General features: G+C 46.8%; 9 protein-coding genes. 5 read left to right on the top strand and 4 right to left on the bottom strand.

The window, feature by feature from the left end; all coding sequences use genetic code 11:
• Nucleotides 1-46: 46 nt before the first annotated feature.
• Nucleotides 47-469 carry an FtsX-like permease family protein gene (locus WC647_02315; protein MFA6221128.1) on the top strand — a complete coding sequence of 141 codons (423 nt, stop codon included), beginning with the start codon at nt 47-49 and terminating at the stop codon, nt 467-469.
• Nucleotides 470-548: 79 nt separating this feature from the next.
• Here the strand turns inward: WC647_02315 and WC647_02310 are convergent, their stop codons facing one another.
• A complete protein-coding gene (locus WC647_02310) occupies nt 549-1772 on the bottom strand; it encodes an MFS transporter (GenBank protein MFA6221127.1) in 1224 nt (407 codons plus the stop codon).
• A 172-nt stretch (nt 1773-1944) separates the two neighbouring features.
• Here WC647_02310 and WC647_02305 point away from each other — a divergent pair, with 172 nt between their 5' ends.
• Nucleotides 1945-4566, top strand: coding sequence for a cation-transporting P-type ATPase (locus WC647_02305; protein ID MFA6221126.1), 2622 nt, complete (start codon nt 1945-1947; stop codon nt 4564-4566).
• A 91-nt stretch (nt 4567-4657) separates the two neighbouring features.
• Here the strand turns inward: WC647_02305 and WC647_02300 are convergent, their stop codons facing one another.
• Complete coding sequence (locus WC647_02300) at nt 4658-5350, bottom strand: DUF502 domain-containing protein (protein MFA6221125.1); 693 nt, start codon at nt 5348-5350, stop codon at nt 4658-4660.
• 417 nt (nt 5351-5767) lie between these two features.
• Here WC647_02300 and WC647_02295 point away from each other — a divergent pair, with 417 nt between their 5' ends.
• On the top strand, nt 5768-6406 hold the full coding sequence (locus tag WC647_02295) for an MBL fold metallo-hydrolase (GenBank protein ID MFA6221124.1): 639 nt from the start codon (nt 5768-5770) through the stop codon (nt 6404-6406).
• A gap of 10 nt (nt 6407-6416) precedes the next feature.
• Nucleotides 6417-7931, top strand: coding sequence for a glutamate--tRNA ligase (gene gltX / locus WC647_02290; protein MFA6221123.1), 1515 nt, complete (start codon nt 6417-6419; stop codon nt 7929-7931).
• Nucleotides 7932-7974: 43 nt separating this feature from the next.
• Here gltX and dacB read toward each other — a convergent pair whose 3' ends face one another.
• Nucleotides 7975-9513, bottom strand: coding sequence for a D-alanyl-D-alanine carboxypeptidase/D-alanyl-D-alanine-endopeptidase (gene dacB, locus WC647_02285; protein MFA6221122.1), 1539 nt, complete (start codon nt 9511-9513; stop codon nt 7975-7977).
• Nucleotides 9514-9883: 370 nt separating this feature from the next.
• Between dacB and WC647_02280 the strand changes: the two genes are divergently transcribed.
• Nucleotides 9884-10957: a hypothetical protein gene (locus WC647_02280; protein MFA6221121.1), complete on the top strand. Its 1074-nt coding sequence runs from the start codon at nt 9884-9886 to the stop codon at nt 10955-10957.
• Nucleotides 10958-11309: 352 nt separating this feature from the next.
• On the opposite strand, the gene miaB is transcribed toward WC647_02280, so the two are convergent.
• Nucleotides 11310-12635 carry a tRNA (N6-isopentenyl adenosine(37)-C2)-methylthiotransferase MiaB gene (gene miaB, locus WC647_02275; GenBank protein MFA6221120.1) on the bottom strand — a complete coding sequence of 442 codons (1326 nt, stop codon included), beginning with the start codon at nt 12633-12635 and terminating at the stop codon, nt 11310-11312.
• Nucleotide 12636 lies beyond the last annotated feature (1 nt).

Below are 12636 nucleotides of genomic sequence, written 5' to 3'. Positions count from 1 at the left end.
CAATTCCCTGGCTGAAACGCTAACTGAGACCGAAAAAGCCTTTCAAATGGGCTTCGTGGCGATGACAGAAGCGATTCTAACTGTAGTCAGGGTGATTTCGATTGTTGTTATAGGCATCATACTGATTGTACTTGCAAACACCATGGCAATGACCGCTCGTGAAAGGTCAGCCGAATATGCAGTCCTAAAGACGCTCGGATTTAGCCCAATGTTTATTTTTGGTTTAATTTGCGGTGAATCGATTTCTTTGGCTCTAATGGGAGGGATTTTGGGAGCGGCCTTGGCTTTTCCCGGTGGGATGCTTTTTCAAATCGAGCTGAAATCGTTTCTGCCTGTCTTTGATATTACGTACGAAACAGTGCTGTTGATTCTCGCTGTCTCCTGCGGAGTGGGAATTGTGGCGGCCGTTCCTCCTGCGATAAGAGCCGGTAGAATTTCCATAAGCCAAGGGCTGAGGAGCCTGGGATAAATATTTTCACACATCATCATGAGTTTCTATAAAGTTTATTGCCTCGAAAACTGAACCAGGATGTGTCGTGCATATTCAGCTATTCGGCTGGAATCCACTTGCGTGTGGTCCTGATAAACGCAAAAGCCGGTATGGAAAAGAAGAAAGTCAAAAGGAAATAACTGGTGTAGCCTATCCCAATTGTCGCCCATCCACTCAGCGAGCCTGCAATTATTCCAGACATTCTAAACAGGGCCGACAATAGGGCATATTGGGTAGCGGAGAATTCCTTTCTACAAATGCTCATGAGGAAAGCCAGAAACGCCGCAGATCCTAAGCCTCCACAAAAAGATTCTATTGTGGAAGCGGCGTAAACGCTTAAGGGGCCAAGATGAGGATACGCTGCTACCACAACGTATGAGAGGTTGCTTAAAGACTGGAGGATCCCTAAAACCCACAGACCCATGTAGATTCCGAAGCGAGCCATAAAAACGCCGCCCGCCAGACCACCCGCAATTGAAGAAAAGACCCCGAGAGTGCCTGTAATAAGCCCGATTTCTGTTGTGCTTAACCCACGGTGCAGCCAGAAAGGTCTTATCATCGGACCAATCGCCATGTCACCCAATTTGAAAAGTAATATAAACATCACCACTTGAAGGACTCTCGGCCTTTCAAGTAAATCTCTGGCGGGAGCCATCAGAGAAGCGAATGAGAATTTAGGCCTCTGCACCTCCACGTGAGGCAATTTGAGCGAAAATACGAAGCAAATGAGCAGGATCCCTGCGGCTATCGAATATGTGAACCTCCAGCCGATCCACCCTCCGAGAGCGACAAACAATCCCCCGGCCACCACCAGCGCTCCACGGTACGCCGCCTGGCGAAAACCGTTGGCGATTCCCATCTCTGAGGAATCAAGGAGTTCAATACTATAGGCGTCTATAGCTATATCCTGGGTGGCAGAAAAAATGGACAAGGTAGCAATCGAGCACCACAATAAAAATCCTGGTTTAGAGGGATCGAGCGGTAAGAGCAGGAAGATGGAGCCAGCCATTACAAGCTGAGCCATCCCGATCCACTGCCTCCGGGCCCCAATGAAATCAATGGCTGGAGCCCATAAGAACTTCAAAGCGTAAGGAAGACTCACCAGACTCAACAACCCAAGGTCGGTCAATGACATCCCGTGAATACGAAAATAAATTGGTAATGTCTGTTCGATTATTCCAAAAGGGAAACCTTCAGCGAAATAGAGGAGTGAAACGAGAACTAATTTCCGGTTTAATGTCACCGTGGCTCCATAATTACAAACGACGGTAAATTGGTCCACGGCGCAACCTATACTCTAAAGAAGGAAACATAAATAGAAAAAACCTGGATAAATTTCATTCAGGGATAACATATTAAGATGACGATATTTACCAAGAATGACAATTGACAGTAAGATCATTTACCTGAAGGGGTTGTCATCTGTACATACTTAATTGAGGGGTGATGGAACAATGGCGTGGCATGAACGGGGCATAGAGGAAACATTAAAGAATCTCGGCGCCAGAATGGAGGGTATGACTGAAAGTGAGGCCCAGGAACGTTTAGAGCGTTACGGTAAAAATGAAATTATTCGCGGAAAGCCTCTAACACCCCTTGAAATTTTTCTAAAACAATTTTCCAATTTTTTCGTATTGATTTTATTCTTTGCGGCCGGCTTGGCTTACGCTGTCAGTTTCATGCCCGGTGAGGGGGATCGTTTTCTTACATCTCTGTTCATCCTTGGGATCATAGCAATAACCATCGGGCTTGGATTCTTCGAGGAATACAAAGCTCAAAAAGAACTTAGGGGGTTGGACAAGCTACTCCGTTTCAAAGCTACAGTGGTTCGTGACGGTGTTCACAAAGAGATTGACGCGGACCAGGTTGTGCCGGGTGATATACTTGTCTTGTCGCACGGACAAAAAGTTCCCGCTGATGCCCGCGTCATCATGACTCACAGCCTACGTACAGATGAATCCGCTTTGACCGGGGAAAGCCTTGGCGTTGAGAAAAGTGAGGCAGCGGTCGCTCTTGAGGCTCCATTGGCGGAGAGAACGAGTATGGTTTTCGGCTCCACTCACATAACTCACGGCAAGGGAACGGCTGTCGCAGTCAGCACGGGGATGAACACAGAGGTTGGGAGAATCGCCGTCAGTCTGGGACATATTGGCGAGAGGCCTACCCCTTTCGAAATTGAAGTCCAGGTGATGGCTCGCCAGATGACTCTAATAGTGGGGGCGCTGGCGGTAATCGTGGCCCTGATTTTATTTTTCTGGTTGCATGAGCAGGTGGTGGATGTGTTGTTGAACACACTGAGCCTGGCTGTGGCGACCATTCCGGAGAGTCTTCCTATTGTACTGATCTTCGCTCTTGCGCTCGGAGCCCGCCAAATGGCGTCTCGAAAAGCTGTAATTAGACGTCTGGCTGTAGTGGAGTCGCTTGGCTCGGTAGATACCATCTGTACTGATAAAACGGGCACTTTGACGCAAAACGTAATGACCGTGGAAAGGATACTGACTGATCACCGGCCAATCAATCTGGAGGATATAAACAATCACGATAGTGATGAGATCGAACTGATAAGAGCGGGCGCACTCTGTAACGAAGCGATAATTGTCAGGGACCCTGAATCGAGGTTAATCGGCGACCCCGTGGACACAGCGATGTACAAGGCGGCTCAAACAGTTGGTTTGGACGTTGAGCTGGAACGGACAAACTTTCCCAAAGTAAATGAGATACCGTTCAGTTCCGAACGGAAGATGATGACGACAATCCATAAAAGTGGCCATGGGTTTACGGCATACTGTAAAGGCGCTGCGGGAGTTATTCTTTCCCGCTGTTCATCCATGGTGTTTGACGGTAAGGAGACACCCCTAGATTTGTCGCGTATGAAGGTGATCCACCAGGCTTTGAATCAATTTGAAGAAGAAGCCATGTACGTCCTCGCTCTTGCCGAAAAAAAACTGGAGACCATGGAAATCAATGACGAAACAGAGCAGAATCTCACTTTGCTCGGTTTCCAGGCCATGAAGGATCCAGCCAGACCAGAGGCCGCATCGGCAATAGCAGAGGCTCAAGGCGCTGGTATTCGAGTGATCATGATCACCGGAGACAACAAACTCACTGCAAGAGCCATAGGAAAACAAATCGGAATAGGCAATCGATTCCTAGAATCGACCGAAGTCGAGACGATGTCTCAGGCGGAACTCCGGGACAAAATGCGCAATGTTGACATAATAGCCCGCGCCACTCCTGAGACAAAACAAAAAGTTCTTCAGGCGCTTCAGGATGAAGGCCACTTTGTGGCCATGACCGGTGACGGCGTAAACGACGCTCCGGCGCTCAAACAATCAGATGTTGGAGTCGCAATGGGCGTCCGGGGTGCTGATATAGCCAAAGAATCTTCTGATATGGTCCTCCTGGATGACAACTTCAAAACCATAGTAACCGCTGTAGAAGAAGGCCGAAGAATTTTTGACAATATAAGGAAGTTTACAAATTATCTTTTAAGCACCAGTCTGGGAGAAGTCTTTGTGGTCCTGGCCCTTTCCATAGGCGGATATTTCCCTCTGTCGGCTCAAATGCTTTTATGGGTTAACGTAGTAACCGACCTGGTACCGGCGGCAGCCCTTGCAGCCGACCCAGCCGTTCCCAAGCTTATGAATAGACGGCCTCGCCATCATGATGAACCAATTCTCAACAGGGCGATTTATGCGACTATAGCGGGCAGTATTCTGAGAACCCTCGTAGCCTATCTGTTCATTTTCTGGGTAGGCTTAAAATTCGGAGGAGTCACTTACGCTAGAACCATGCTTTTCACAAGTATAGTCTTGCACGCTTTTACGCGCATTCTGGTGGTCCGCCAACTGGACGCGCTCTCAATATGGTCCAATAGGCCGTTACTCTGGAGTTATGGTTTTGCAATATGTTTACAGCTTCTGGCGTTGTATACGCCCGTAAGTGTTTTTTTCGGGGTAGTTCCATTGGATTGGCGAGCCTGGGCGGTTATGATCCCGGTAGTGGCTCTATCGTCCGTGACCGGCGTTTATATGACCAGGTGGATACTTAAATTAGCGCCTCTGTGGGAAGATTGAACTGTTGAAAATTTCATTTGTAAAACAAGTGAGACAATAAAGGAGCCAAATTCACAGTGACCAAGAAATTACAGGAAACATGAACTTCTTATTACGTCTGGCCAGTCTTGTCATCCGTAGGATTGGTCCCACAGACTATCGAGGTTGTATTTGAGCAGATTATTTGAGGGCCGAGAAGACCAAATGACATAGTAAGCTTAATGAGATCTTCCATTGGTATGTCGAGCTTCTGGAAATTTTCTTCAGGCACCAGAACATTGAATCCCGTAGCGGGAATGGGAGAATTAGGCACGAAGACTAGAACATAGGCTTTACCATCTGAAAGCGTATAACGTTGAGAAGATGTCAACAAAGCTATTGTGGTAACGGTCCCGAGATTGGCCAGTCCCACGCCTCCAAACTTTTCCAGTCCTACTCCGACTCCATTTTGGCCAAAAAGTTCAACCGCCTGCACCACGGCGGAATAAATCTTTCCAAAAATAGGTATCCGGGCGAACATACGGTTGACGCTTTTTTGAAATCTGGAGACGGTGGCTCTTGTTACAAGAAACCCCAGCAATATTATGCACAGGATAACCACCAGGTACCCAATGAAATAACCAGGATACTTGTAATCATCTCCCACCATGGTGCCCAGCAATTGTCCAAAATAGCTGCTGGGGCCGACATACGCGTCCGTCAGCTTCACGATCCAGCCGACTACGACGACGGTAATGACAAAGGGCAGAAGCGTCGCTAGGCCGGTTAGAAAAAGTCTTAACGGAAAACTGGTAAATTTTCTCATGATACGTTCAAGAAATCACTGCGACACGTCCGAGAACTTTTAGCGTAGCTTGGCAATTTTCATCACAGCCGGTCCTGTATGTAGTTGCGTTAGGCGCTGACGTGCCTGACGTTTTACCCGGATTCTTGACAGGCCCTTTTGGTCTTGGGACGCTCCCGGATGTTTCGGAATTTAAACTGAAGTATGTTATCGTGATAAACAGAATTAACAAAACGATTCCAAAAATTATAATGAATCGATCTTGGTCCGTTCTGGTCTTATGTGGAAAAGACTCTTTTTCTCCAGACATATTGCGTGTCATCGGGGTCTCTTTCTTAACGACTCGAAATATACCATGGTTGAAAGAATGGCGCAATTTGTTAGAATGGCCTTTGATTTCTCGTTTCTCAAATCTCGCAATCTTGGGAGGATTAAACGATGAAATTGGAAGATTTTGTTAGAGACAAAATTAAATGGTTGGGACATGCAAGTTTCCGTATCGACGGTTCTAAAGCCACGGTGTATATCGATCCCTGGAAACTCACGAATCCCAAACCCGCTGACCTCATTTGTATAACCCACAGTCACTTTGATCATTTGTCGCCGGAGGATGTAGCTCTAATCAGGAAACAGGACTCCACGATAGTGGGCCCACCCGACTGCAAGGCAGATTTTGGAAACGCGTTCAAGGTAATAGCCCCTGGACAAACTATTGTCGAAAAAGGTGTCACGATTCTCGCAGTTCCAAGCTACAACACCAACAAAGATTTTCATCCCAAAAAGAACAACTGGGTAGGCTATGTATTAACAGTGGATGGTTTCAAGATTTATCATTCCGGTGACACGGATGTCATTCCGGAAATGAGCGACATAGACACTGATGTAGCTCTTCTACCCATAGGTGGCACTTACACGATGACTTCATCTGAAGCGGCAAACGCCGCCAGAAATATCAACGCAAAGATTACTGTTCCCATGCACTGTGGGGATATAGTCGGCGATCTCAAAGATCGTGAGACATTCAAGAAGGCGTCAAGCAATACAGTAATTATTTTGGACCCAATTCAAGGAGAATAATATTCAAAACATGATTTCAGACTCAGACACTGATTTGAAATCGGTTCGAGTTCGGTTCGCTCCGTCACCTACCGGATATTTACATTTGGGTGGAGCGCGAACCGCTCTTTACAACTGGTTATGGGCAAGGAAATTAAATGGTGTTTTCATTCTCAGGGTTGAAGACACCGATGTGGAACGCTCCACACACGATTCAGTCGAAGAAATACTGGAGGGGCTCAAATGGTTGGGGCTGGATTGGGATGAAGGCCCTTATTTTCAGACACACAATCTGGAAAAGCATAAAGCGGCTGCTGAACAACTTTTGAAATCCGGTCACGCATACCGGTGTTTTTGTTCAAAAGAAGATCTGGAGAACCAAAGAAAAGGGGCTGAGGCAAAAAAAATCGCATTCATGTACGACGGCCGTTGCCGAAACCTCACCGAAGAAGAAATTCAACACAAGCTTGAAGAAGGTTGTCCCAACGTCTTACGTTTCAAGGTCCCTCGAGACGGTTATTCGACGGTATCTTTTCAAGACGCTGTATACGGAAAAATTGAAAAGCGCGCCGGCGATATTGAAGATTTTGTAATATTACGTTCGGATCATAGCCCTCTTTATATCCTGTCAAATGCCGTAGACGACTCGCTGGACCGAATTTCACACGTCATCCGAGGCGCTGACGGGCTTGCGAACACCCCCAAGCAGATACTGATTTATGACGCCCTTGGAATAAAACCCCCCACATTTGCGCACATGCCATTAACTCTTGACAACAAGAAAGCCAAACTTTCCAAGAGAGTCCACGGAGAAGTCGTAACAATATCATATTACAGACGTAGAGGATTTTTACCTTGGGCGCTCTGCAATTTTCTGGCGCTTCTCGGCTGGTCTTCTCCGGATGGAACGGAGTTTTTTTCACGCGAAGAATTGATAGAACTATTTGATTTATCCCGCATAAACAGGCACAATTCAATTTTCAATTACGTTCCGGGGGACCCCAAAAACTGGACCGATCCGAAAGCGATCCATTTTAACTCGACATACATTAGAACCATGTCCTTAAGTGATCTTGTTCCTTATATCGAAAAGGAATTGAAAGAGCATGATCTTTGGGACCCATCCTACTCCGCCGCCAAGAAGGAGTGGTTTTTAAACGCTATTGACCAATTGCGATCACGTTATCAGGTCATAACGGATTTTTCTTCAAGAGGAAGATTTTGTTTCGCGGATGATTTTGATTTCGATCCAAAAGCCGTAAAAAAGAATTTGGGCCAGGACCCGAGATTGGCTGAATATCTCCCTGAATTGGCGGCGCAAATCAATGGACTGACGAGCTTCGACGTTGAAACAGTAGAAAATGTCTTTCGCGATTTCGCTGAGCTAAAGCAGGTAAAAGCGGGTTTGCTAATTAACGCCGCACGCACCGCTGTTTCCGGATCTTCAGTTGGTCCGGGCCTTTTTGAGCTTCTTGCAATATTGGGGAAAGACAAAGTGGTCAAACGATTGAATGACTCGGTCAATCTGATCCCAAAGATCGGATAGACGACACAAAGATTAAGCCAACGCCGTTGCTGGGTCGTTATTCCTAACGATTCAGCACGGCGTTGAATATCGAGCGCATAATCTTGTCGGCATAGTCAATTATTCCGACCCCTTTCTGGCCGCAGTTAACAAGTATGGCAAATACAACCGGCGCGCCGTTCTTGTCCAACCCATAACCCGCCAATGCGTTTACGCCTCTCAATGTTCCAGTTTTAGCCCTTATTTTCCCCTTAACGCCCTTGTCCGTAAATTTTTCCCTTAGTGTGCCGTCGACACCGGAAATCCCGAGAGAAGATATGAATTCAGGGCTGGTGTAATAATCCTGTGAAGATACGGCCAGAGTTCGGACCAAAGCGGACGCGCTTATCTTGTTACTTCGAGACAGCCCGCTGGCGTCTGCAAGAAAGAAACTGGATTTTGGCGCTCCTGCCTGGACCAGGAATTTTCTCATTACGTCCAAACCTTTTTCACGGGTACCAGGCGCCCCATGAGAATAAGCCCCAAGAGCCAAACAAATTTGCTCAGCCATGAAGTTGTTGCTCAATTTGTCCAGCCAATAAACAATCAAGCCTAATGGCATAGATTGATGCTCAAGATATAGCTTCGCTGCAGGGGGTGTCAGGCCTTTAACTACATTTCCCTGAATCTTGATCCCCTCACGTATCAAAAGATCTTTCAGAACATTACCGGCATAAAGCGCTGGAAACTGAACATTCACATATTTGCCTTTAGCAGGGGCCTCAACTCCAATAGATCCTTCGACCATTACATGCTCAGTTCCATTGGTCGCCGGTTTCTTGGAAATCTCAATCTTAAGTGGACTGCCGCCGGCGATGGTTTGAACGTGTCCCGAAAGAGACGCGTAACCGGACATGGGATCCATAATGAGACGGGATGGCGACCCCGGCGTTGAGCCAGGAATGACAGCAATTTTTAACGAATTGAAATTTAACGACAACGCGCTATACGGAGCGTGATACGACCGGTAACCAAGTTCTTCAGCTTCATCGAGGGGGGCGTCGGGCGTGAAGAACGAATCATCAACCACTATTGATCCGTTGATCTCCGTGAGTCCCCTGTCAATCAATTCCCGAACCAGGGAGAAAAGTTCCTCAGTTACGAGATGAGGATCCCCGTGACCCTTCACAAAAAGATTGCCTACAGAACCACCCTTGATTCGATCAGTAAAAATTTCGGTGACAAATCTGAAATCAGGGCCAAGCGCGGACAGAGCCGTAGCCGATGTAACAATCTTGAGAGTGGAAGCAGGAGTCAAGGCCAGATCAGGATTCTTTTCCATAAGTATTCGGCCCGAGTTGAGGTCCGCCACCTGACAGGAGACATCGCAATTTTGAGGTAATTCCCTGTTGATGATTTTTTCCAGTTGAGGATTCAATGGGGGTGGATCAACGAGCGCGCACGCGTTTGACTCTATGTTCAGGGTCAGGACGAAGCAAAGGGAAATGGCGCCCCAAATACGCATGATTCGATTAATTCCGTATGGGCAGGGCTGTTTCTTTTCCAGGCGCGCGAGCGTGCGAAGAAGACGCGACGCGCAGTTTTGTAGAAAAAATATAAACATTATGAAGTTATCTCCTGAATTTATTGGATAAAGTAATGAAATATGAATTGGAAAACCATGTTTGACGCGTCAAAACGCTGTTTCTGTCCATGCTAGAAAAATTAAACTTATTAAGTATATAGCGCTATAATATTTAGTATGCGTTGTCAATGCGCGCTCGTTTCAGGGATGAAAATCATTTTGAAGTCATATTTTTTCATGCAGATGATGACGACAAAAACGTAGGTTAAATTAGTATGTTATGCAGTTGCATATATTTTAATTTAGGTATTATTTTTAACTAGCTAATAAAAAACTACATTTTTTTCTTGACAGCATGGCACCTTATCAAATAAAGGGATTCCCAACATTTCGAGCTGGGAGGAAGGGTATGTTGAGAAGAATCCCTTACACGCCGTTGGTATGTCTAGTTCTTTTGGTGTCCATGTGTTTTCTGAGCCCGTCGTGGGCGGTTGCCCCCGATGAATCGCTCGATGTCCTACTCAAACCCAATAACTCAAATATGGTGGCTAGCCCCGCCATTCAGCAAACCAAGGCAAAACGATCGAATTTCGGGTTTCCGGCTCCTTGGGCTGGGAATCCCTATGTTCCGGGACCTTCCAGGATAACGAAGGTCAAAGCCTTGCCACCAACTCTCTTACCCATGTCAGCTCCGGCTATGGGCTGTTTCTTGCCGATGCCCAGGCCGGGACAATGGCAAATTGGTGTTCAGGGTATTTACGCCCGCCTCAGAGGCGCAGTCCAATGGCCACGGTATACGTGGCAATGGGGCTCGGGCTACCAGGAACAGGCCGATTTTACCGATAGCTTTGGTTTACCGGCCCACCAGGTGATTCCTGAAGTCAACGCCAAATATCAGTTCCGATGCAACTGGGGTATCCAATACTCAGGGTTGTGGACCGAGGTAAAAGGCGGGAAATGGGTTGATAACTGGTTTTACTTTGGGTTCCAGGGGGGAGGATCGAGTCCGCAACTTTGGTCTCCAGGGCAGCAGATTCAGAGCCGATGGCAACATGGCTATCAAAAAGTTGGACTTGTGTATGACGCTCTCAAGAGTTGTAAAGCAACCCTGAGCCTATTCGGCGGCTTTATGCACGCTGATGATCGCATAGACGCTAATTGTTACTTCTGCGGAAATTACCAGAACACTTTCAGTAAAAGTATGGATACTGCGGCTGTAGGAGTTGAATTTCAGAAGTGTGTCGCGACAAACCTCAATGGTGGCACATTCTCCTGCGACGCGAAAGCGACAGCGCTGTTTGTGGATGATGTAGAAGGTGTGGACGTGCAGGCAGGTGGAAGATACACCATCCCGATGAACTGCGGACGATGGGGTTACATGAAAGGTGGATACAGGCTGATCGACCTCAAGAAATGCCCGTCGGACTACATTCTGAAAACCGCACTTGAAGGCGGTTACCTGGAAATGGGCTTCATATTCTAAATAGAACTTAAAGTTTTCTGTCGGCCGATGAGTACACAGGGAACCTCGACGATAAGATCCGGAGTTCCTAGCGATCAACAACCAAGTAATTTCGGATCAAATCAGTTCGAGACGCGCAATTCTCTAGTATTTATCGGCCATTCGTTTTTGTGAGCCCGGCCGTATAACGGCGTCTCCCAGCTCGACCCCACCGGTCGGGCTTCTTTTTTTTGGGCCCGCCGCATTCTCACGGATGTCAGTTTTAAAAACAAGGTCGATTTAACAATAACAGCCTCACCCCCAGATAGTCAAATAATTTTAAAACCTGTAAGCCTGACCCTGTCTAAAATCGCCAAAAATCCCAGATCTGAAATCAGACTACGGAACCTACAAGGGAGTGCCTCAATCCACGCATTATTTTCACCTGTGCAACGTCACCGATAAAACGATTGGCGACGGTCTCGAAATTGACAATTTTATTTGTTCGGGTTCTTCCATAAAATTGATTTTCATAGCGACTGCGACCTTCGATGAGGATTTCTGCGACAGTTCCTTCAAGTAGCCGATGGTAGTTCTCTGTTATTGCGTCCTGCCGGATGTGGACTGCGGCGAGCCGCGCTTTCTTAACTTCTTCGGGAATCTGATCGCTCATGTATTCAGCGGCGGTGCCGGGTCTAGGTGAAAACTTGAAAGAAAAAATCTGGTCAAATCGAATTCGTTCAAGAGCTTCAATCGTCTGCTGGAAATCGTCATCCGACTCCCCTGGAAACCCCACGATCATATCCCCAGTGATTGAACACCCGGGAGATTTGCTCCTGAGGATATCTATTTTTTCAAGATATTCTGAAAAAGTATAGGCTCGCCTCATATTCCTCAAGACTCTGTCTGATCCACTCTGGAGTGGAAGGTGCACATGTTCGCAAACATGGGGCAGGTTGGCAACAGCCTCAGCGAGCGACGAATCGAAGTCGCGGGGATGGGAAGTTGTAAATCGTATTCTCTTAATGTCTTTGATAGGGGAAAGTTTCTCTAATAAACCAGCAAAGCAAGTCCCATTTCCAAGATCTTTCCCATAGGCGTTAACATTTTGGCCCAGTAGCGTAATCTCTCTTACTCCCTGAGAAGCAAGACTTGAAACTTCTTCAATGATTTCTTCCGTTTTTCTGCTCTGTTCCCTGCCTCTAGCATAGGGTACTACGCAGTAAGCGCAGAAATTGGAACATCCCTGCATTATTGTCACATAGGAGCATACCGGACTGGAACCACGACCAGGAGCCGGCATATGAAGGGACTGAATGTCATCGACGAATTCTTTTTTAACTATCCGTTCACGGCTTACGCTAATGCGCTTAATCAATTGCGGCAGTTCAGAGATGTGGTGGGTACCAAGAACAACGTCGAGATGATTAAACTTGGACGCAAGTTGGTCTTGTTTCTGCTGGGCAACGCAACCGGCCACGACAACTATCATGTTTGGATTTTCTCGTTTTAGAAGCCTCAGTTTGCCCAGAGAGCTGTATACTTTATGTTCGGCTTTTTCTCTTATTGCGCACGTGTTAATAACCACCACATCGGCCGTGTCGACAGAGTCAACCGCTTCCAATCCCAGTTGTTCAAGCAATTCGGACATTTTTTCCGAGTCATGCTCGTTCATCTGGCAACCATAAGTTTCAACGAAATACTTTTTTGGTAACGACATT

Source organism: Desulfomonilaceae bacterium (assembly GCA_041662605.1).
GTDB lineage: Bacteria > Desulfobacterota > Desulfomonilia > Desulfomonilales > Desulfomonilaceae > CAJBEZ01.
The sequence above is the reverse complement of the archived record's forward strand: the minus strand, read 5'-3'. Positions and strand labels throughout refer to the sequence as shown.